Source organism: Mediterraneibacter catenae (genome assembly GCF_008691045.1).
GTDB lineage: Bacteria > Bacillota > Clostridia > Lachnospirales > Lachnospiraceae > Mediterraneibacter > Mediterraneibacter ornithocaccae.
In genome coordinates, this window is record NZ_VMSO01000001.1 from 313237 (window position 1) to 334196 (window position 20960).

The following is a 20960-nucleotide window of genomic DNA, read 5'->3' on the forward strand; positions in this document are numbered from 1 at the left end:
CCTTTTGACAGTTATCCTATTTGCACACGTCAATCCATTCTTTTGCTTTTGAATCCTGCTCCAGTTCTTCGCAGGTCAGCTCTACGGCAGAGTTCGCGCTTCCCGCAGCAGGGAACACAGTCTCAAATCTCTTTAGCGAGACATCCAGATATACAGAAGTGTTTTCTGGATTTCCGAACGGGCACACGCCTCCGATGGCGTATCCGGTCAGTTTTTCCACATCTTCCGCGGCCAGCATCTTCGCCTTCATCCCGAAGAAATGCTTGAATTTACTGTTGTCGATCTTCATGTCGCCTGCGGTCACGATGAGGATCGCGGCGTCTTTTTCCTTCGTATAAAACGAAAGCGTCTTGGCGATACGCGCCGGTTCCACTCCTACAGCCTGAGCCGCCAGTTCGACGGTAGCACTGGAGACGGGAAATTCTAGAATTTCTTTGTCAATATTGTTTTCCTTAAAATAGTTTCTTACAATTTCTACAGACATAATTATAACTACTTCCTTTGTTTCATTTTATCCAATTATAACAGGTATCGGACAACTTTGGTAGCATCGGTTTACATGACATGACTGCCATGCTAGAATAAGGTTGTATTGAATTATCGCAGCCATAAGGCATTATATGAAAAATAAAAAGAAATATCAGAAGAAAAAGCAGGTTTATAATTTCGAAGCTGTACATCCGCCTGATTCAGCAGATCTGCTCCGGGAGCGTGAACGCAGGCTGAAAGATTTGGAGCAGCTTACTCTGCTCAGCGATGTATTTATGTCGGTCGTATTATCCGATCTGAAAGCCTGTCAGCATGTAGTGCGCATCCTGATAGGGAATCCGGGGATCACGCTCGTATCTGTTAAAACACAGTATGTTATTTCAAAAGTCACCTCGCACGGAGCCAGACTTGACGTTCTTGCGGAAGATGCAGACAAAACGCTCTATCATCTTGAAATCGAGGGAGCGGATGTGACAGATCATGCGCGAAGGACCAGATTTTACGGATCACTGACTGATGGAGAGATTCTGAGAAAAGGGAAAGACTACAGTGAACTGCCGGAGAGATACATTTTCTACATCAGCAGAAAGGATATCTGGAAAGGCGGCTGTACTGTTTACGAGGAAGAAAAGCGATTCCGGAAGAGCGGACAGCCGTATACGGACGGCGCCCATCTTATCTATGTAAATACCGAAATAGATGACAGGAGCAGAATAGCAAAATTAATGAAATATTTTAAAACCGCAGATCCTTTCGATGACAGGGAGGGAGAGTTGTCGAAGCAGGTGCGGTTCTTAAAGACTGAGGAAGGAGGTATAGAGATTATGTGTGAGATCATGGAAAGAATCAGAGAAGAGGGAAAAATAGAAGGAATACGTGAGGGAAAGAAATCCGGACTGCGTGAAGGCAGGAAATCAGGCCGCCTTGAAAGCAGCAGGAAGGCAGCGGTTAATTTGGATCAGATAGGAATGCCGCCTGAAACGATCGCACGCGCGGTAGAGGAGGATGTCACTGTGGTGAAGCAGTGGCTGAAAGCGGCAAAAAAGTGAAATTCAACCACCGGTATGGTTACTTTTTGCATGCAGGGATGTATATTAGAGGCAGGAAGATAGGTGAAACTTCCTGCCTTTTTACATATCTGAAAATGTGTGAATAGGAATGTGATAAGAAATGGCAAAACGGATTTATAACATAGCTAGGGAGGGGCGCAGATGAATCAGGAAAAAACAGGGGCTTTCATCGCCAAAAGAAGAAAAGAACTGAATCTTACACAGAAAGAACTGGCAGAAAAGCTCGGCATTACAGATCGGGCAGTATCTAAGTGGGAGAATGGACGCTGCATGCCTGATCTGTCACTGCTCCAGCCTCTGAGTAGAATACTGAAGGTCGGAGTCAATGACCTGCTGAGCGGGGAGATTATTTCAGAAAAGGAATACAGAAAAAAAAGTGAGACAAATATTATCGGCTTAGTTGACTTAAATATACTGAAGAGTTTTAGATATGGATATTTCTGGTTTTATATACTTGCAGTTTTGCTTCTGATCTATTGTCTCATAAAAAATGTAGAGTATGCCGGTGTTCTTGCCCTTTTCCTTGCATATAGCACGGCAATGTATTATTACAGATATCGGATAAAAAGAGATGTTTTGTCAGCAATTATTATAGCAGGAGGGATTCTTGGTATGGTTACAAGTCTTATCGGGTTTATTGTACGGACATGGTAGAGTATTGGATTCTGTTTGCTTTGGATTGAAGTATATGGCACCCTGCCAGATAGGATATACAATTTCTACTGTTCCAGATACCGTAGGACGAGAAGTCAACAATTACTTGGATACGGGATTGTGTGGGCGCTTACGGCAGGTCTCAATCTTATTGCATTTCTCATTGGGACGTGGTAACATTATTTTCGGACAATCGAATCAAAGATCACACGAAAGAGGTTTTACCGGGCGGGGAGCGCCGTTCCGGGTTTTCACTGTACGCGATACGAAAACAATATGCGAGGGAATCCGTGTTCCGGAGTGAGAGGATGCCAGTAAGCATCGACCGATATGTGTACAGGAGGTAGAGACATGAAAAATGTCAACGTAAGGAAACTTGCCCTTGCGGGAATACTGGTAGCGGTCGGTATCGTATGTTCGCCGCTGTCCATCCCGATCGGGGCATCCAAATGCGCTCCGGTCCAGCACTTCATCAATATTCTCGGCGGAGTGTTCTTAGGACCAGGCTATGCAGTGGGCATGGCGTTTGTAACCAGTCTTTTAAGAAATCTGATGGGGACAGGCACACTGCTTGCATTTCCCGGCTCCATGTGCGGAGCATTTCTGTGCGGCATGCTGTATAAGTACGGAAAGCATCTTCCCTTTGCCTATGCGGGAGAGCTGTTCGGCACATCAGTTATCGGAGGACTTCTGAGCTATCCGATCGCCACACTGATCATGGGAAGTGAGAGCGCGGTATTTGGTTTTGTACTTCCTTTCTTCGTTTCAAGCTGCGGCGGCACTGTTATAGCTGCGGTGCTCGTGACTGCGATGAAGAAAATGAAAGTGTTTGACGTTTATCTGGGTAATCTGGATGCAGAGCCTCAGAAAATAAAACACTGATGTAATATTTGCAGGGATATATATCAGTTCAGCTCGCGCCATTCGCAAAGACGCACTGGCGTGCTTACTGCGGCTATGCCGCTTCTTTGCTCATTGACTGGCGCTCGGCTCATCAGGAACAGGCCGGACTGATCCTTATGCAAGCATAAATCAGCCCAGTCCATTCCTGATGGCTGAACTGTTAAAAGAAGATTGTCTGAAACACATATGAAAAAACGGGGAGCTTGCGTATCAAGCAGGCTGAGAGGAAGATGAATCGCTTCGACCCGCTACCTGATTTGGGTAATGCCAACGTAGGGAATATAGAGAGACTACTGACGCGGGCGTACCCTTTTGCAGGGCTTCCCGTTTTTTTATTCCTTTTTTGGAAATATGAAAGGTGGAAATACGATGAGAGAATATCTGGAAAATGTAAGAAATACAGTACCACTGGTACATAATATCACTAACTATGTGACAGTAAACGATGTGGCAAATGTACTTTTGGCATGCGGAGGAAGTCCGATCATGTCTGACGAGGCGGAGGATGTGGAAGATATCACATCTGTCTGCGGCGGACTGAATATCAATATCGGAACCCTCCATAAGACGAGTATCGAGGGCATGTTCCGTGCGGGCAGAAAAGCAAACGAGCTCGGGCATCCGGTGCTTCTTGATCCGGTAGGGGCAGGAGCAAGTGCGCTTCGCACAAATACAGCTCTCGGGCTCATGAAAGAACTGAATTTATCTGTTATCCGCGGAAATATTTCAGAGATTAAAACGCTTGCTCTTGGAAGCGGCACGACGAAAGGCGTGGACGCGGATGTGGCAGATGCGGTGACAGAGGGAAATCTTGACGAAGCAGTTGCATTTGTAAAGAAATTTGCAGAAGAGACAGGGACGATCATCGCCGTGACCGGGGCTATCGACCTGGTGTCCGACGGCAAGACATGCTATGTGATCCGCAACGGAAGGCCGGAGATGGGAAAGATCACAGGGACTGGATGTCAGCTTTCCGGCATGATGACAGCCTATGTAACGGCGAATCCGGAACATCCCCTCGAGGCGGCAGCGGCAGCAGTCTGTGTCATGGGACTGGCAGGTGAGATCGGCTGGAGCCGGATGCAGGAAGGGGACGGAAACTCTACTTACCGCAACCGGATCATCGATGCGATCTACAATATGACGGGTGAAGAGCTTGAGAAGGGGGCAAAATATGAGATCAGATAACCAGGGAAACTGCAGAAAAGAGGATCTGCTCCTCTATGCGGTCACAGACCGGAGCTGGCTGAACGGAGAGTCTCTGTATGATCAGGTTGAGAAAGCATTAAAGGGCGGCGTGACATTTGTCCAGCTCAGGGAAAAGAATCTGGATGAAGAAGCATTTCTTGAGGAGGCAAAGGAGATAAAGAAGCTGTGCGCTCAATATCGCGTGCCGTTTGTTATCAACGATAACGTGGGGATTGCCGCACAGATCGGTGCGGACGGTGTCCACGTAGGACAGAGTGATATGGAAGCCGGAGATGTGAGAAGGAAACTCGGACCGGACAAGATCATCGGCGTTTCGGCGCAGACTGTGGAACAGGCCTTAAAGGCACAGGAACACGGCGCGGATTACCTTGGTGTAGGAGCGGTATTTCCGACAGGTTCTAAGGCAGACGCAGTGGAAGTAAGCCACGAGACGGTTAAAGAGATATGTAAGGCCGTGGATATACCGGTTATTGCCATCGGCGGCATCACTGCGGACAATGTGACAGAACTTGCCGGCACAGGGATCTGCGGCATAGCCGTGATCAGCGCAATCTTTGCACAGAAAGATATCGAAGCTGCGGCACAAACGCTGAAGCTGCGTACGGAAGAGACAATATAAACAGTCAGAAGGAGATGCGTGATATGATTCGTGGAGTGATATTTGATGTGGACGGAGTATTGTTAAACTCCATGCCTGTATGGGAAAATCTGGGAGAGCTCTATCTGAACAGGCTGGGGGTCGAGGCAGAGAAAGACCTCGGCGAAATATTGTTTGCGATGAGTCTTGAAGAAGGCGCGGAGTATCTTATATCGCATTATGGAATTGAAAAGACACCGGAGGAGATTGTCAGGGGTCTGAACCGTGAGGTGCAGGAGTTTTATGAGAAACGAGTGCCGTTAAAAGAAGGCGTCAGACAGTATCTACAGGAATTCCGGGACCGAAAGGTTCCCATGGCGATTGCCACATCAGGTGACCAGAAGAATGCAGAATCCGCATTGAAAAGGCTGAAGATACTCTCTTACTTTCAGGGAATCTTCACCTGTTCGGAAATCGGCAGCAGCAAGAGCCAGCCGGATATCTATTATGCCGCTGCTCTCCAGCTCGACACAGATCCTTCTGAGACATGGGTGTTTGAGGATGCGCTACATGCGCTTAAGACGGCAAAACAGGCGGGATTTAAGACGGTAGGGGTCTACGACCAGGCGAGCGACCGGAATCTCGCACAGATATGGAACACGGCAGATATTTATCTGCCGGAGTTCAAGGATTTTAATTTATTCTGGAAAAGGGCGTCCGCATAACAGCGGATACTTTTCGGGCTGCAGTTCACTGCGGCCTTTCAGCGGCAGGCCGGGGGCACCACTTTCTGCCGCTATATAAAATTAATGCTGAGTGTGCATGGCTGCAGAAAATGTCAGCGGCACAGACACGAAAGAAGAAAGGATGAGGAAAAATGAGAACAGCATTAACAATCGCTGGCAGTGACTCCAGCGGAGGCGCCGGAATTCAGGCAGATATCAAGACAATGACCGCAAATGGCGTTTTTGCCATGAGCGCGATCACTGCACTGACTGCACAGAATACGACCGGCGTAGCAGGAATCATGGAGGTATCTCCTGAATTTCTAAAACAACAGGCAGACTGTATTTTTACGGACATCCGTCCGGATGCGGTCAAGATCGGGATGGTATCGTCATCGGAATTGATCACTGCCATCGCGGAGAAACTCACAGAATACAAGGCGGAGAATATCGTTGTCGATCCGGTCATGATGGCGACGAGCGGGGCAAAGCTGATCAGCGATGACGCCATAGATACGCTGAAAGAGAAGCTGCTTCCTATGGCGGATATCCTGACTCCGAACATTCCTGAGGCGGAAGTTCTCTCAGGTATGGCGATAAAGACTGAGGAAGACATGATAAAAGCAGCAGAGAAGATCAGCGCGGCTTATCACTGTGCTGTGCTCTTAAAGGGAGGACATCAGTTAAATGACGCCAACGATCTGCTCTGGAGAGATGGAAACTACCGCTGGTTCTATGGAAAACGTATTGACAATCCAAATACACACGGAACCGGATGTACCCTGTCAAGTGCCATTGCTTCCAACCTGGCGAAAGGCTTTGACATGGATCAGTCTGTAGAGAGGGCAAAGGCATATATCTCCGGCGCTCTCGGAGCCATGCTCGATCTTGGCAAAGGCAGCGGGCCGATGAACCATGCTTTTGACATCACAGGCGAATTTGCAAAGACTCCGGAAAGTGCAGTGACAGGAACACCGGAAGGTACAGTGCCAGAGACAGACATGTCTTCTGCCGGAAAGGAGACAGTCTGATATGGAATCAAAACGTACTTCTGTATATGAAAACAGTCTGATCTGGTTCGGGGCAGGTGTTTCTATTGCGGAGATTCTGACAGGTACTTACCTTGCGCCTCTCGGATTTCAGAGAGGACTTGCCGCAATCATTATCGGACATGTGATCGGATGCTGCATGATGTTCTTTGCCGGGCTGATCGGCGCCAGAATGAGAAAGAGTGCTATGGAGACGGTGAAGATGAGCTTTGGACGGAAGGGAGGGCTGCTCTTTGCCATCCTGAACGTACTCCAGCTCGTGGGATGGACTGCCATCATGATCTATGACGGAGCTCTTGCGGCAAACGGCATCTTCCACACCGGAGCATGGGTGTGGTGCCTTGTGATCGGTGCTCTCATCGTACTCTGGATCGCAGTAGGAGTGACAAATCTGGGCAAAATCAACACGATAGCAATGGCAGCGCTTTTTATCCTGACCATTCTGCTCTGCAGAGTCATCTTTTTCGGAGGTTCGGACGCTTCCGTGGATCTGAGCAGCGACGCTATGAGTTTCGGCGCAGCGGTGGAATTGTCTGTGGCGATGCCCCTTTCCTGGCTCCCTGTGATCAGCGACTATACAAGAGAAGCTGAGAAGCCGGTGAAAGCGACGGCGGCAAGTGTGATCGTCTACGGTCTTGTAAGCTGCTGGATGTATGTGATCGGCATGGGAGCGGCGATCTATACAGGAGAGACAGATATCGCGGTGATCATGGCCAAGGCTGGTCTGGGAATCGCGGCACTCCTGATTGTGATCTTTTCCACAGTCACGACCACATTCCTCGATGCTTATTCAGCAGGAGTGTCTTCGGAGTCGATTTTCTCAAAACTGAAAGGAAATCATGTGGGCATTGTGGTGACAGTGATCGGAACAATCGCTGCTATTATCTTCCCGATGGATGATATTACGGACTTCCTCTATCTCATCGGTTCCGTGTTCGCGCCGATGATCGCAGTACAGATCGCGGATATATTTATCCTCAGAAAAGAGAAGAAGCTGACAGACTTCGACTGGAAGAACCTTGTAATCTGGCTGATCGGTTTTGTGATATACCGGTGGTTTATGACGATCGATATACCGGTGGGAAATACGTTACCGGATATGGCGGTGGTGATCGTACTGTGCCTGATCGCAGAACTGCTGTGCGGCAGGAAAGGCGGGAGATAACTTTTGTGACAGCAGGCAGGGATCATACCCTGCCTGTGCTGTTTTCCCGGTGCGGCAGAAACGGCAGCGATGGAGCTTCCCGGATAAACTGTTTCGGAGTCATGCCGTACTTTTTCTTAAATTCCCGGTAGAAATATGACAGATTGGAAAAACCGCATGACATGGAAACGTCAAGCACTGACCGGCCGCCCTGCGCTAAGCGCGAGGCGGCTTTTTCGAGTCTCAGGTTTTTGATGTATTCCAGACAGGAGATCCCAACATATTTTTTAAAAAAGCGCATGAAATGATATTCGCTGAAAAAGCAGAGTTTCGAAAGCTGAGGGATTGTCAGATCTTCGGCGTAGTGTTCACTTATGTATTCCAGGACAAGTTTCAGTTTTGCCGTATGCTCATTTTCGAGCTGCGGCCTGATATTTTCAGTTTCTCTGTATGGTACCAGCAATGCTGTTGCATAGAGCAGCAGTGCTTTGAGCATCAGTTCATAACCGGGCTGCATTTCACTGTATGCACGCTCCATTTCATGAAAGACTTTCACAAGTTCAGGATAAACCGGGTGGTCTTCCTTTATGATATAGGGCAGCATTAGGGAATGCCTGCTGATCGGTGTCAGATATTTTACCGCACATATATCAGCAGAGTCTGCATTAAGATAATCCATATGAAAGACATAAGTTGTAGATTTCATTTCTATTCCGGGTTTCATACTGATCGAGTGGAGTTCCGCGGGAGGAATGAACAGCAGGTCGCCCGCCTGTGCTTCGTAGGTCTCCAGGTGGATGTGGTAAGTGCAGGATCCGTCAGTGATGAGTGTCAGTTCCGCCTCCTCATGCCAGTGAGCAGTGACTGCCGGATAAAGATCTGAAAGGGCAGTGATATATCTTTTCAGTGGGAACATTTTCTCTCCATGCTGCGCCTGTTCTTTCTGTGACGGTGACAGTTCAAAATCAGATTTCATAAGATCATCCTCCAAAGCAGCAGAATTGTGTTATTAATGCAAATGATTGTGCAAGATTTCTTTGCTTGATTAAGCTTATAATAACAGCATCATACAAAAAAAGCAATGTTATCAGGTGAAGAGAGGAGAGAAATCTATCATGAAGAAAAAATGGTGGCATGACAAAGTGGCATATCAGATCTACCCGAAGAGTTTTCTGGATACAAATGGTGACGGAATCGGGGATCTTCGCGGAATTATCTCAAAACTTGATTATCTGAAGGATCTGGGGATCGATATTATCTGGCTGTCGCCCATCTACCAGTCCCCTTTTGTAGATCAGGGGTATGACATATCAGATTATTATAAGATTGCAGAAGAATTCGGTACGATGGATGAATTTGATGAGCTGCTCGCCGAGGCTAAAAAACGGAATATGTACGTCCTGATGGATCTTGTTGTAAACCATTGTTCCGACAAGCATGAATGGTTTCAGAAAGCATTGGAAGATCCATACGGAAAATATGCGGGATACTTCCATTTTGTAAAAGGCAGAGACGGCAAGGCGCCGAGCAACTATCGGTCATATTTTGGCGGCAGTGCGTGGGAGCCGGTACCGGGGACAGATCTGTATTATCTCCACATGTTTGCAAAAGAACAGCCGGATCTTAACTGGGAGAACCCTAAACTGCGGGAAGAAATCTATAAGATGATCAACTGGTGGCTGGATAAGGGGCTGGCAGGTTTCCGTATCGATGCAATCATTAATATCAAGAAAGACCTGAGTTTTCCGTCGTTTGAGCCGGACGGACCGGACGGACTTGCATCCTGTGTGAAGATGGTAGAGGAAGTTGAAGGCGTCGGGGAGTATTTTGAAGATATCAAGCGGAATACATTCGCGAAATATGATGCGTTTACAGTGGCGGAAGTGTTCAATATGAAGGATGATGAGCTTGCGGAATTCATTGGTGATAACGGGCACTTCTCGTCAATGTTCGATTTCAGCGCCCACACGATGGCACAGGGAGAGAGCGGCTGGTACAACAGCAGAAAACCTTCTTTTAAGAAGTGGCGCGACACAATATTTGCATCACAAATGAGGCTGCAGGAGGTAGGACATGCAGCGAATATCATTGAAAACCACGATGAGCCGAGAGGTGTAAGCCGTTTTCTTCCGGATCATGCACAGAATGAAGCCGGAAAGAAGATGCTGGCAACTACATCGATCCTCCTGTATGGTATTCCGTTTATCTATCAGGGGCAGGAAATCGGAATGACTAACTGCTGGAGAAGTGACATCTCGGAATATGATGATATCAGCACAAAAGACCAGTATCGGGAGGCGCTGGCCGCGGGATGCAGTAAAGAGCAGGCGCTGGAATACTGTTATGAAAACAGCCGGGATAATGCGAGAACACCTCTGCAGTGGAGCGGCGCTTCGGAAGCGGGATTTACAGACGGGACGCCATGGCTGTCTGTCAATCCGAATTATAAAGAGATCAATGTAGAGGAACAGGAACAACGGAAAGATTCTGTGCTTTCTTACTATAAGGCGCTCATTGCGTTGAAGAAATCCCCGGAGTATAAGGAAACCTTTACGTATGGAAGATTTGTTCCCGATTATGAGGAGAAGGAGGGGGTCTTTGCCTTCCACAGAATCTCAGCAGATGCTGCCGGAAACGGGGCAGAATTAATGGAAGCGGCAAAAGGCGGAAAGCAGGATATCCTTGTGGCGGCAAACTATGGGACAGAAGCGTGCACGCTGGATCTGGACGGACGGACAGGTAAAGTGCTCTTATCCAATGTGGGAGAGGAGAAAACACGCAGCGAAGAGATTCGGACAGAAGGAACGATTACACTGCAAAGTTGTGAGTCGGCAGTAGTAATGCTGTAAAAAGCAGCAGTTTGAAAAGATTGTCTTGTTATTTTCCTGTACTTCTTATACAATAGTAGACACATGCGAGTGTCGAAACAAAAGGAGCGGCTGCATATGCGGCCGCTCCTTTTACGGCGTCTCATGGTGCAAATCTTGAAAAGGAATGGAGAGATAATTTTATGGATAGTTCTATGTTTATCGGGACATGGTGGGCTCTGATCCCGCCGCTTCTTGCGATAATCCTTGCTTTTGTTACAAAAGAAGTGTACAGCTCCCTGTTTCTCGGTGTGGCAGTTGGTGCTATGCTGTACAGCGGATTTCACCCGTGGGAGTCATTTGTCAATTTCTTTGAGATCATGAAGAACAGCATGAATCTGAACATACTGATCTTTGACGTGCTGTTGGGAATGATTATTGTACTGATGGCAAAGACAGGGGGCTCCGCAGCTTATGGCAAATGGGCGGGAACAAAGATAAAATCGAAGAAGAGCGCTCTGCTCGCGACAACAGGGCTTGGAATACTGATCTTTGTGGATGATTATTTTAACTGTCTGACCGTAGGCTCTGTCATGCGCCCTGTAACGGATCGATACAAAGTATCAAGGGCAAAGCTTGCATATATTATCGACTCCACTGCTGCACCGGTGTGTATTATCGCACCGATCTCGAGCTGGGCGGCAGCAGTTAATTCTTATGTGCCCGAGGATGCGGGAATTACGGGGTTTCAGCTTTTCCTGAGGACAATCCCGTATAACCTGTACGCGATCCTTACCCTGTTTATGGTAATCTTTATCACTGTTATGGCATTTGATTTCGGCCTGATGAAGAAGCATGAGGATAATGCGGCGAAAGGAGACCTTTTTACAAGTGGCGCAGAGGAGTTTGAACAGATATCTGAGGATGAAGTAAATCCGAACGGCAAAGTGATAGATCTTGTTCTTCCTGTGGCTGTTCTTATCGTATCGGCAATAGGTGCCATGGTATATACAGGATATCTCGGAGGAGCGACAGATGTGATCACCGCATTTTCCGGATGTGATGCAGAGACGAGCCTGATCTTCGCCACAATGATTACTATCTTTTTCATGCTTATTCTGTACCTGCCGAGAAAAGTGGTAACGTTTAAAGGATTTATGGACAGCCTTGCGGAAGGGTTTAAACTTATGGTACCGGCAGTAACCATCCTGATCTTTGCATGGTCGCTTAAAGGCGTGGGAGACGCACTCTGTCTCGCAGATTTTGTGGGTCACATAGTAGGGGATAATGCATCTGCCAGCATTTTTATTCCTGTAGTTATGTTTGCTGCAGCAGTATTTCTTTCGTTTTCAACAGGAACATCCTGGGGAACATTTGCCATCCTTGTACCGATCGCGACGGCTATGTTCTCCGGCGGAGCAGAGCTGGAGATGATGGTCATCTCTGTATCGGCGGTGCTTGCCGGAGCTGTATGCGGAGATCACATATCTCCGATCTCCGATACTACGGTCATGTCCTCTGCGGGAGCCCAGAGTAACCACATCAATCATGTGTCGACTCAGATGCAGTATGCTGCAGTCGTTGCGGCGGTCTGTCTGGTGGGCTATGTGATCGCCGGAATCGTGCATGTATGGTGGATCGTGCTTGGTATCAGTCTGATCCTCCTGGTGGGAGTCCTCACCGTGATTCGGAAAGTGACGAAGCAGGAAAGATGAACGGGAAAAAGAGAATTATTTTAAATGCGCCGTATATTGACCAGAGTATTTTCTATCCTACCGGTTGCGAAAGTGTTTCTTCCGTGATGCTGCTTCAGTATCTCGGGATTGATATTACAGTGGATGAATTTATAGAAAAATATCTGGACAAGCAGGAATTTGAAGAGAGAAACGGGGAACTGTACGGTCCGGATCCACGGAAATATTTCTGCGGGAGTCCGTATGATGCAGATTCATTCGGATGTTACGCTCCGGTGATAGTGAATGCACTGGAAAAGATTTTCTCGAAAAAGCAGGAGAGCACAGGCGGCGAAACAGCAGCGGGGACATATCAGGCTGTCGATGAAACGGGTACACCGGTAAATGAGCTCATCATAAAATACATTGACAGGGGCATGCCGGTAATCTGCTGGGCATGTATCGATATGCGTGAACCCGTGATTGGTCCGCAGTGGCGTCTTAGAGACACAGGCGAACTGTTTACCTGGATCTCTAATGAACACTGCATGCTCCTTGTCGGCTATGACAAAGAAAGCTACTATTTTAATGATCCTCATAACGGAAACGGGGTTATCGGATATAAGAAAGAAATAGTGGAAGAACGCCATCGGGCGCAGTATATGCAGGCTGTTGGCGTGAGAAACGAGCAGACAGAAGAATAATATAAAAAAACCGGAACGTTTTTGATGACAGATGTCATGAGAAAACATTCCGGTTTTTCAGTGCTATAGTATCAGATATTAGTGTGCCGTCTTTTTTGACAGAAGTTCATGCATGATCACCATGAGGATCAGCAGAGCCATTATATATACAGGAAACAGAGCGATACTGATATGATTTGCAATGAGTCCGAAGATCGGCGGCATGAGACATGTGCCTACATAGGCGCTTGCCATCTGGACTCCGATCAGGGCCTGTGACCGTCCGGCACCGAAATGTGCCGGTGTGGAGTGGATAATGCACGGGTATACCGGAGCACATCCGAGACCGATAAGAATCAGGCCGGCAAGCGAGATGATATGGGGACCGGGCAACAGCATAACGATCACGCCGATCGCAATAATGCTCTGTCCCAGCCGGATCATCTGCGAGTCCTGTAATTTCATGGCGATAAATCCGTTTATAGCGCGTCCGACGGTTATGCCGATGAAGAACATGCCGGCAAATCGTGCGGCAGTTTCTGCAGAAACTCCTTTAAATAAGGTGAGATAACTGCTGGCCCACAAGCCGGCAGTCTGCTCGATCGCGCAGTAACAGAAGAAACACAGCATGACCTCTTTTGCTCCCGGAATCTTTATGATCTGAGGAAGTGCAAGAGGTTTTTCGAGTGCCGTATTTTCATTTGTATTTCCGGGCGACTCTGAAGTTTTTCGCTCTTTCCACAGGGGCAGGCTGAAGACCAGAATCGCGGTCAGCACAATCTGAAGCACGCCGATGTACAGATACCCTGTGTTCCATGTCTTTCCGCCGGACAGTGCAAATCCCATTATATAAGGGCCGACTGTGGCTCCTACACCCCACATGCAGTGAAGCCAGCTCATGTGATGACTTTCATAATGAAGAGCAACGTAATTATTCAGTGCAGCGTCCACGCTTCCTGCGCCTAATCCGTAGGGAACGGCCCATACACAGAGCATCCAGAAGGCATGGGAAGAAGAGAATCCGAGCAGGGCAATGGCGGTCATTGCCACGCTGATCGCGGTGACCTTACCCGTTCCCAGCTTTCGTGTCAGCCGGTCGCTCTGCAGACTGGATATGATCGTGCCGAGAGCGATGATCATAGATATGATCCCGGCGTATGAGACAGGAACATCGAACTCCGAATACATTGTGGGCCAGGCAGATCCCAGGAGGGCGTCCGGAAGCCCGAGACTGATAAAAGCCAGATAAATAATTGCAAGCAGCAGGTGTATCATATTATGTTCTCCTTAGTTTGGGTTGATTACTATTATAGTGCTGTAAGATCGGAAACGCTTGCAGTATACTGCAGGATTATAACACAAAAATGCTCTCGGCCGTTTTAAACAGCCAAGAGCAGATTATAGATTATAATTCCGTAAATCTGAAGCCGGATGTGAGCTGTAATAAGCTGTATGCCGGTTACAGCAGATTGATTCCGTGCGCAAGCGCCTCTTCTGACACATCATCCGGCCACAGTGAGGACTGCACCTCTCCGATATGTGCCTTGCGCAGGTAGTACATACAGATACGTGACTGACCGATTCCGCCGCCTACTGTATAAGGCAGCTCCTTGTTCAGCAGGGATTTCTGGAACGGAAGTTCGGCACGCTCTTCACAGCCTGCAGTTTTAAGCTGGCTTTTAAGAGAATCCTCGTCTACGCGGATTCCCATGGAAGAGAGTTCCAGTCCCATATCAAGCACAGGATAATATACAATAATATCTCCGTTTAATTCCCAGTCATCATAGTCCGGAGCACGCCCGTCATGCCTCTCACCTGAAGCAAGAACCTTCCCGATCTGAGAAATGAATACTGCACCTTTGGCTTTGGCAATTCTGTTTTCCCGCTCTTTTGGAGTACAGTCAGGAAACATGTCTTCAAGTTCCTGAGAAGTAATAAAGAAGATATCATCCGGCAGCAGCGGCTCGATATAGTTATATCTCCTGGATATATAATCTTCAGTATCCTTCAGGGCACTATAGACTTTGCGGACAGTGTATTCGAGTGTCTCCATGTTGCGCTCTTCTTTTGAAATAATCTTCTCCCAGTCCCACTGATCAACATAGAGTGAGTGGATATTATCTGTATCTTCATCGCGGCGGATGGCACTCATATCGGTATAAAGTCCTTCTCCGGAGTGAAAACCGTATTTTTTCAATGCGTAACGTTTCCACTTTGCAAGAGAGTGGACGATTTCTGCTTCTGCGTCACCCTGCTCTTTGATTCCGAATGATACCGGACGCTCCACTCCGTTTAAGTTGTCATTCATACCCGATTCCGGACGGACGAACAGAGGTGCGGACACACGTGTCAGATGCAGTGATTTGGCAAGCGCCCGCTCAAAATGGTCTTTTACTTCTTTGATAGCTACCTCGGTCTCACGGATTGTGAGCGGCGAGAAGTAGCCTTCTGGTATTTTCAGGTTTTCCATTGTTAAAACTCCTTTTTAAATTCATTAATTCTGGCATACATGCATTGGGATTTTGCTGGCACGGTATTTTCTTCTGTTACCTATGCTTTTGCTTCCGCCATCATTACGTCTCTGCTTTCAGCAGTCCGATATACTGCTCCAGTATCCGGTAAAACGCATCTAAATCCGCTTCACTGCATTGTTCTACAAGATAGGCCGTGGTCTGTGTGATATCTGCTACATCATAAGCCTTGTGGACATTGGCGAGCTGATGCCCCTTCTCCGTGACAAACAGACGAGCTGTCTTTTCATTGTTTTCCAGATGCTTTTTTTCCACATACCCTGCGGTGATCAGCTTCTTTACAGTCTGGGAGATAGCGCTTTTGCTCTTATGCCATATTTTCGAAAGTTCTGTTGCAGTGATTCCCGGACGGTCATTAATATAGGTAAGGGTGTGTATTTCCATCATGTTGCAGTTTTCTGCTTCATAAGTATGCTGGGCATAGATATAGTTGTGATACAAAATGACAAATTCGTAGAGCATATCTGCTCTGACTGTCAGTTTTTCATACATTTTGCTGATATCCGAAAAATGGTCCATACTATTGCTCTTCTCCTGATTTTTCTGCTATATCTCTCAACTCAGTATATTCAATCATACCATATTTAAAATGCCGTTTCAAGATTTTCGTTCATTGCAGTTCTTTTTTCTTTATCTGTCACATGTGTTGTTAAAATAGTAAAGTTTATAAACTATATTGTGCTGTATACCATAAAAATATTGTTAAATATAACTAATTTATATCATAATCAGAATGAATAATTGACATAAATTACAATACGCATTATAATATGGTTTAGTTAGAAAACTATTTCGCTTTTCCGGGAAAGTAAGAGAGAAAGGGTGGTAATTAGAATGGATTTTGAGAAGTATTGCCGCGAAAACTGTGTGGAAAGAAAAGGAACAGGCACATTAAAGTGGGATTCTCTGGAAGAGATTTTCGGAGATGCTGATCTGCTCCCCATGTGGGTTGCCGATATGGAAATCAGATGTCCGCAGTCTGTGCTTGATGCAATGGCAAAACGTGTCTCGCATGGAGTGTTCGGTTACGGTAAGGTGGAAGATTCCTATTATGAAGCATTTTTTGCATGGCAGAAAAAGCATCACAATATGGATATTGCCAAAGAGAATGTACGGTTCGCAACCGGTGTGGTAGGTTCCCTGTATGCAGCAGTAAGAGCATACACAAAGGAGGAGGAGTCTGTAATTATCTGTTCCCCTGTATACTATCCGTTCTATGACGCAGTGCTGAATTCCGGAAGGAAGCTGGTTACTGTTGAACTGGATAACAATGACGGATACTACACGCTGGATTACGAAAAATTTGAAAAAGAAATAGAAGATAATGACGTGAAGCTGTTTATCCTCTGCTCACCCCACAATCCGGTGTGCCGTGTATGGACTGAAGAAGAATTGGAAAAAATATTTGATATCTGCCGCAGGCACGGAGTGCTGGTAGTCTCAGATGAGATTCATCAGGATTTTGTCTTTGGAGACAACAAATTCATATCTTCTTCAAATTTAAAAGGCGGTGCGTATAAGGATATGCTGATCCTTCTGAACTCTGGCTCCAAGACGTTCAATCTGGCCGGACTGATTCATTCCCATGTAATCATTTATGATGAGAAGCTGATGGAAACCTATGATAAATATATCCAAAGCATCGGTTCTCCGGAGGCAAATGTGATGGGACTTGTCGGTATGGAAGCTGCATACCGAGGCGGTGAGGAATGGTTTGAGGATGTAAAGGCTCTGATCTGTCACAACTACGATTATATGAAAGGCGAGTTTGCAAGAGAGCTCCCGAAGATTGTTGTAACACCTCTTGAGGGGACTTATCTCTCCTGGATTGATCTGAGAGCCTACATTGACGGAACAAAAGTGGAAGAATTTGTCCAGAAGAAATGCCGCCTGGCATGCGATGTAGGCGAATGGTTCAGTTATACCGGTCACGGATTTATCCGCATCAACCTTGCTACGGATACGAAGTATATTAAGACAGCGGTGGAAAGCCTTATTAAAAACCTTAAGGAATTAAATGGATTAGACTAAAGGAAGTGAAACATGGGAAAACGTATACTTATTATAGGCGGTGTGACGGGAGGAGCTTCTGCGGCCGCACGGATCAGGCGTCTGGATGCAGATGCGTCCATAACGATTTTTGAAAGAGGAGAACATGTATCCTTCTCTAACTGTTCTCTTCCCTACTATTTGAGCAGGACAGTTGAGGAAGCAGATTATCTGCTTGTAATGACTCCGGAAGGTTTTCGGGACTCCTATGATATTGAGGTGAGGACAAACAGCGAAGTCCTCGCCATTGATCGGGAATCCAAAAAAATCCGGGTCAAAGATAAAATTGCCGGAGAAGAATATGAGGAGGCCTATGATGAGCTTGTCCTTTCACCCGGCGCCGCTCCGATTCGTCCACGATCCATCGAGGGTGTATTTCTTCCTCACGTATTTACAGTCCGTAATGTAAATGATATTGTTAATCTCGACCAGTATGTAAGGGAGAAAGACCGGCACAATGTAGCTGTTATCGGAGGCGGATTTATCGGTCTGGAGGTTGCGGAGAACTTAAAAGAGTCGGGAAAGCACGTCGCAGTAGTGGAGGCAGCGGACCAGGTTATGGCTCCCTTTGACTATGATATGAGCCAGATCCTTCATAAGGAGCTGCTTGATCACGGTGTGGAATTATATCTGGGAGATGGAGTAAAAGCGATTGCTGAAGATCATGTAACGCTTGTATCCGGCAGGAAAATTCCTGCAGATGTGGTAGTTTTGGCAATTGGTGTGCTCCCGGAGACGTCACTTGCCAAAGATGCCGGGCTGGAACTGGGGGTGACCGGGGCCATCAAGGTATCCCCGGATTTCCGGACAAGTGATCCGCATATCTATGCGGTGGGAGACGCTATAGAGGTCTATAACAGTTTGACCCGCAAACCGGCAAAACTCCCTCTGGCGGGTCCGGCACAGCGTCAGGCAAGGACGGCTGCAGATGCCATTTGCGGTAAAGGCGGGGCAAATAAAGGAGTGATAGGCTCCTGCGCGGTACGCATCTTTGGAATGAATGCAGCCGCAACCGGACTGAACGAAAAGACAGCAAAGCAAAACGGGATACCCTGCGATTATGTCTATACTATGGCAATGGATAAGGTAGGGCTGATGCCGGGCAGCGCGCCGGCACATTTCAAACTTGTATTTGAAGTTCCTACAGGAAGAATCCTTGGGGCTCAGTCGATCGGCGCGGGCAATGTGGACAAGCGAATAGACGTCATCGCTACAATGATTGCGATGAATGGGACTTTGGAGGACTTAAAGGAGCTGGAGCTCTGTTATTCTCCAATATTCGGGACTGCCAGGGATATCGTAAATCAGGCTGCACTTGTAGCTCTTAATGTGCTCCACGGGGTATTCAGACAGGTTCATGTAAGCGATGTGAGAGAGCTTGTAGAGAGTGGCGCATACATTGTAGACGTGAGGACACCGGAGGAATTTGCAGAAGGACATCTTAAAGGCGCGGTGAATATTCCGCTGGGAGAACTGCGGCAGAGAGTCTCAGAGATTCCTGAAGACTGTCCGGTTTATCTGCACTGCAGAACAAGCCAGCGAAGCTACAATGCAATTATGGCGCTTAAAGGAAGAGGATATGAAAATGTCTATAATATTTCAGGTTCTTTCCTGGGAATCAGTTTCTATGAGTACTATATGGATACTGTGACCGGACGTGAGAAGATACTTACAGATTATAACTTTATGTAGATGATGCCAGGATTGTGGGAGTGCGCAGCACGGAACAATCCGTAGGCATCATGCAGATATCTTTATCAAAAACTGCTTCAGGATATCATAAATGATTCGGTTATCATGCAATCCCGGGGCGGAAATAAAACCAAAGAGAAGGTGAGAGTATATGGATAACGTTTTTTTAAAAGACTTTATGATGATTAGTGATTTCAGGACCATTATTTTTCTGGTTGTACTCGCGGCACTGTTCTATCTGATTCATGTTTTATACCATAAGAAACATATGGATTTCTCTATTGTTGTTCTGATCGGAACCGGGCTGGGGCTTGTACTCGGACTTGTGATGCAGTTTGTTGCCGGCTTCCCGGATGATCCGATGGAAGTAACATTTGTATCGGAAGCGACAACCTGGTATGCAATGTTCGGAAGCGGATATCTTAACCTGATCCGTATGATCGTGGTGCCGCTGGTTATGATCTCTATCCTTCAGGTTGTGATCAACATGCAGCAGGGCAAGACCATGGCCAGTCTGGTAAAAAAGACAATTGCAGTTACCATGGGTATGGTTGCCATCGCTTCTGTAACAGGTATTGTTGTAGGTCTTTTGTTTGGCATCGGACAGGGGGGCACCATTGTCGAGGAGGGAACAGCTACGGCAAAAGAAATCACTCCGGTAGCTACTACTATCCAGAACCTGATTCCGAACAATATTGTCAGTGCAATGGTGGACAGCAACATTATCGGACTGGTTATTTTTTCAGCTTTCCTCGGCCTGGCAGTATGGTGGGTAAAACACGATCCTTCAACAGAAGGATTTGCAAAGCCGTTATATGATCTGATCAATGCAGCGCACAAGGCAATGATCAACATGGCACTCCTGATTCTCGATTACATGCCGTGGGCGGTTATGGCTCTTCTTGCCAATACTATCGCACAGAGAGGCCTTTCCTCTATTATCGAGGTGGGAAAATTCATCATTGCGCTTTATGTCGCGGTTATTATACAGTTTATCATTCAGCTGATCCTGCTTGTGATAAACGGACTGAATCCGGTGGTTTACTTAAAGAAAAGTTTTGCTACTATGCTGCTGGCGTTTACATCCCGTTCCAGTGTCGGATGTCTTCCTATGACTATTGAAACGCTGACAAAGAAACTCGGAGTTGATCAGGGGACTGCAAGTTTTGTTGCGGGCTTTGGCACAACGGCAGGCATGCAGGGATGTGCGGGTGTATTCCCGGCTCTGCTGATCATCTATGTATGTAATATCACAGGAACTCCGATTGATATCACAATGATCGTCATGACTATCTTCGTCGTAACCATCGGTTCTCTGGGCATCGCAGGTATTCCGGGCACGGCTACAATGGCAGCATCAGTAGGACTCTCCGGTGTAGGTATGGGCGCACAGTTCTCGAATGTAAGTCCGATACTTGCCATTGACCCGATTATCGACATGGCCAGAACGATGTTAAACGTAACCGGATCCCTGACGAATGCACTTGTTGTAGATAAGATGATGGGAAGTCTGGATATGAAAGCTTATAATGATATGAATGCCGGCCAGGTGGAAAAGAAAAATTAATCAGATAATAATCTGTTATTGTCAGCAAGAGCATCACAGTTCCATCGGACTGTGATGCTCATTTTTCGGCAGTTTTGCATGCGTATAATAAAACGGGAGTATATCCCGGAAGAAAAATAAAAATGAAATGAATGGTGA

The 20960-nt window shown here is 46.9% G+C and carries 19 protein-coding genes and 1 riboswitch; of the genes, 14 read left to right on the forward strand and 5 right to left on the reverse strand.

Features of this window, described 5'->3' with window-relative positions:
• Positions 1 to 16: 16 nt before the first annotated feature.
• Complete coding sequence (locus FNY66_RS01400; RefSeq protein WP_150310073.1) at positions 17 to 484, reverse strand: YbaK/EbsC family protein; 468 nt, start codon at positions 482 to 484, stop codon at positions 17 to 19.
• A 136-nt stretch (positions 485 to 620) separates the two neighbouring features.
• On the opposite strand from FNY66_RS01400, the gene FNY66_RS01405 reads away from it, so the two are divergent.
• From FNY66_RS01405 to cytX, 8 genes are all read left to right on the forward strand, one after another.
• The gene (locus tag FNY66_RS01405) at positions 621 to 1538 is read left to right on the forward strand and encodes a hypothetical protein (protein ID WP_150310074.1); all 918 of its coding nucleotides are present in this window, start codon (positions 621 to 623) and stop codon (positions 1536 to 1538) included.
• Between the two features lie 162 nt (positions 1539 to 1700).
• Positions 1701 to 2213, forward strand: a complete 513-nt coding sequence (locus FNY66_RS01410; RefSeq protein WP_150310075.1) for a DUF6442 family protein — start codon at positions 1701 to 1703, stop codon at positions 2211 to 2213.
• 351 nt (positions 2214 to 2564) lie between these two features.
• On the forward strand, positions 2565 to 3095 hold the full coding sequence (gene thiW, locus FNY66_RS01415; RefSeq protein WP_087150214.1) for an energy coupling factor transporter S component ThiW: 531 nt from the start codon (positions 2565 to 2567) through the stop codon (positions 3093 to 3095).
• A 206-nt stretch (positions 3096 to 3301) separates the two neighbouring features.
• Positions 3302 to 3412, forward strand: a riboswitch (TPP riboswitch).
• A gap of 73 nt (positions 3413 to 3485) precedes the next feature.
• A complete protein-coding gene (thiM, locus tag FNY66_RS01420; RefSeq protein WP_087150215.1) occupies positions 3486 to 4304 on the forward strand; it encodes a hydroxyethylthiazole kinase in 819 nt (272 codons plus the stop codon).
• Positions 4291 to 4944: a thiamine phosphate synthase gene (gene thiE / locus FNY66_RS01425; RefSeq protein ID WP_150310076.1), complete on the forward strand. Its 654-nt coding sequence runs from the start codon at positions 4291 to 4293 to the stop codon at positions 4942 to 4944. Before thiM ends, thiE begins: the two co-directional genes overlap by 14 nt.
• Positions 4945 to 4967: 23 nt before the next feature.
• Entirely contained in the window at positions 4968 to 5627 is a 660-nt protein-coding gene (locus FNY66_RS01430; RefSeq protein WP_150310077.1) for an HAD family hydrolase, read from the forward strand.
• Positions 5628 to 5779: 152 nt separating this feature from the next.
• Complete coding sequence (gene thiD, locus FNY66_RS01435; RefSeq protein WP_150310078.1) at positions 5780 to 6658, forward strand: bifunctional hydroxymethylpyrimidine kinase/phosphomethylpyrimidine kinase; 879 nt, start codon at positions 5780 to 5782, stop codon at positions 6656 to 6658.
• A gap of 1 nt (position 6659) precedes the next feature.
• Positions 6660 to 7841, forward strand: a complete 1182-nt coding sequence (gene cytX, locus FNY66_RS01440; RefSeq protein ID WP_087150219.1) for a putative hydroxymethylpyrimidine transporter CytX — start codon at positions 6660 to 6662, stop codon at positions 7839 to 7841.
• Positions 7842 to 7863: 22 nt separating this feature from the next.
• Here the strand turns inward: cytX and FNY66_RS01445 are convergent, their stop codons facing one another.
• The gene (locus FNY66_RS01445; RefSeq protein WP_087150220.1) at positions 7864 to 8796 is read right to left on the reverse strand and encodes a helix-turn-helix transcriptional regulator; all 933 of its coding nucleotides are present in this window, start codon (positions 8794 to 8796) and stop codon (positions 7864 to 7866) included.
• 139 nt (positions 8797 to 8935) lie between these two features.
• Between FNY66_RS01445 and FNY66_RS01450 the strand changes: the two genes are divergently transcribed.
• The 3 genes from FNY66_RS01450 (at position 8936) to FNY66_RS01460 (ending at position 13004) form a co-directional block, all read left to right on the forward strand.
• Positions 8936 to 10669 (forward strand): alpha-glucosidase, encoded by a 1734-nt coding sequence (locus tag FNY66_RS01450; protein WP_150310079.1) that lies wholly within the window; start codon positions 8936 to 8938, stop codon positions 10667 to 10669.
• Between the two features lie 161 nt (positions 10670 to 10830).
• Complete coding sequence (locus FNY66_RS01455) at positions 10831 to 12342, forward strand: Na+/H+ antiporter NhaC family protein (RefSeq protein WP_150310080.1); 1512 nt, start codon at positions 10831 to 10833, stop codon at positions 12340 to 12342.
• Complete coding sequence (locus FNY66_RS01460; protein WP_150310081.1) at positions 12339 to 13004, forward strand: C39 family peptidase; 666 nt, start codon at positions 12339 to 12341, stop codon at positions 13002 to 13004. The genes FNY66_RS01455 and FNY66_RS01460 overlap by 4 nt, the downstream gene beginning before the upstream one ends.
• Before the next feature lie 78 nt (positions 13005 to 13082).
• Here the strand turns inward: FNY66_RS01460 and FNY66_RS01465 are convergent, their stop codons facing one another.
• The 3 genes from FNY66_RS01465 to FNY66_RS01475 form a co-directional block, all read right to left on the reverse strand.
• Positions 13083 to 14258 carry an MFS transporter gene (locus FNY66_RS01465; RefSeq protein WP_150310082.1) on the reverse strand — a complete coding sequence of 392 codons (1176 nt, stop codon included), beginning with the start codon at positions 14256 to 14258 and terminating at the stop codon, positions 13083 to 13085.
• Positions 14259 to 14442: 184 nt separating this feature from the next.
• Entirely contained in the window at positions 14443 to 15453 is a 1011-nt protein-coding gene (asnA, locus tag FNY66_RS01470) for an aspartate--ammonia ligase (RefSeq protein WP_087150225.1), read from the reverse strand.
• A gap of 103 nt (positions 15454 to 15556) precedes the next feature.
• Complete coding sequence (locus tag FNY66_RS01475) at positions 15557 to 16033, reverse strand: MarR family winged helix-turn-helix transcriptional regulator (protein WP_087150226.1); 477 nt, start codon at positions 16031 to 16033, stop codon at positions 15557 to 15559.
• Positions 16034 to 16348: 315 nt separating this feature from the next.
• Between FNY66_RS01475 and FNY66_RS01480 the strand changes: the two genes are divergently transcribed.
• The 3 genes from FNY66_RS01480 (at position 16349) to FNY66_RS01490 (ending at position 20822) form a co-directional block, all read left to right on the forward strand.
• Positions 16349 to 17545 (forward strand): MalY/PatB family protein, encoded by a 1197-nt coding sequence (locus FNY66_RS01480; protein WP_150310083.1) that lies wholly within the window; start codon positions 16349 to 16351, stop codon positions 17543 to 17545.
• A gap of 12 nt (positions 17546 to 17557) precedes the next feature.
• On the forward strand, positions 17558 to 19255 hold the full coding sequence (locus FNY66_RS01485) for an FAD-dependent oxidoreductase (protein WP_150310084.1): 1698 nt from the start codon (positions 17558 to 17560) through the stop codon (positions 19253 to 19255).
• Between the two features lie 151 nt (positions 19256 to 19406).
• A complete protein-coding gene (locus tag FNY66_RS01490) occupies positions 19407 to 20822 on the forward strand; it encodes a cation:dicarboxylate symporter family transporter (RefSeq protein ID WP_087150229.1) in 1416 nt (471 codons plus the stop codon).
• Positions 20823 to 20960 lie beyond the last annotated feature (138 nt).

Bases quoted from the DNA above. Each gene is read 5' to 3' on its own strand.
- FNY66_RS01445 (WP_087150220.1), bottom strand. From the start codon at position 8,796: ATGAAATCTGATTTTGAACTGTCACCGTCACAGAAAGAACAGGCGCAG.
- FNY66_RS01465 (WP_150310082.1), bottom strand. From the start codon at position 14,258: ATGATACACCTGCTGCTTGCAATTATTTATCTGGCTTTTATCAGTCTC.
- FNY66_RS01485 (WP_150310084.1), top strand. From the start codon at position 17,558: ATGGGAAAACGTATACTTATTATAGGCGGTGTGACGGGAGGAGCTTCT.
- FNY66_RS01480 (WP_150310083.1), top strand. From the start codon at position 16,349: ATGGATTTTGAGAAGTATTGCCGCGAAAACTGTGTGGAAAGAAAAGGA.
- asnA (WP_087150225.1), bottom strand. From the start codon at position 15,453: ATGGAAAACCTGAAAATACCAGAAGGCTACTTCTCGCCGCTCACAATC.
- thiE (WP_150310076.1), top strand. From the start codon at position 4,291: ATGAGATCAGATAACCAGGGAAACTGCAGAAAAGAGGATCTGCTCCTC.
- FNY66_RS01455 (WP_150310080.1), top strand. From the start codon at position 10,831: ATGGATAGTTCTATGTTTATCGGGACATGGTGGGCTCTGATCCCGCCG.
- cytX (WP_087150219.1), top strand. From the start codon at position 6,660: ATGGAATCAAAACGTACTTCTGTATATGAAAACAGTCTGATCTGGTTC.
- FNY66_RS01400 (WP_150310073.1), bottom strand. From the start codon at position 484: ATGTCTGTAGAAATTGTAAGAAACTATTTTAAGGAAAACAATATTGAC.
- thiD (WP_150310078.1), top strand. From the start codon at position 5,780: ATGAGAACAGCATTAACAATCGCTGGCAGTGACTCCAGCGGAGGCGCC.
- FNY66_RS01460 (WP_150310081.1), top strand. From the start codon at position 12,339: ATGAACGGGAAAAAGAGAATTATTTTAAATGCGCCGTATATTGACCAG.
- FNY66_RS01475 (WP_087150226.1), bottom strand. From the start codon at position 16,033: ATGGACCATTTTTCGGATATCAGCAAAATGTATGAAAAACTGACAGTC.
- FNY66_RS01405 (WP_150310074.1), top strand. From the start codon at position 621: ATGAAAAATAAAAAGAAATATCAGAAGAAAAAGCAGGTTTATAATTTC.
- thiM (WP_087150215.1), top strand. From the start codon at position 3,486: ATGAGAGAATATCTGGAAAATGTAAGAAATACAGTACCACTGGTACAT.
- thiW (WP_087150214.1), top strand. From the start codon at position 2,565: ATGAAAAATGTCAACGTAAGGAAACTTGCCCTTGCGGGAATACTGGTA.
- FNY66_RS01450 (WP_150310079.1), top strand. From the start codon at position 8,936: ATGAAGAAAAAATGGTGGCATGACAAAGTGGCATATCAGATCTACCCG.
- FNY66_RS01430 (WP_150310077.1), top strand. From the start codon at position 4,968: ATGATTCGTGGAGTGATATTTGATGTGGACGGAGTATTGTTAAACTCC.
- FNY66_RS01410 (WP_150310075.1), top strand. From the start codon at position 1,701: ATGAATCAGGAAAAAACAGGGGCTTTCATCGCCAAAAGAAGAAAAGAA.
- FNY66_RS01490 (WP_087150229.1), top strand. From the start codon at position 19,407: ATGGATAACGTTTTTTTAAAAGACTTTATGATGATTAGTGATTTCAGG.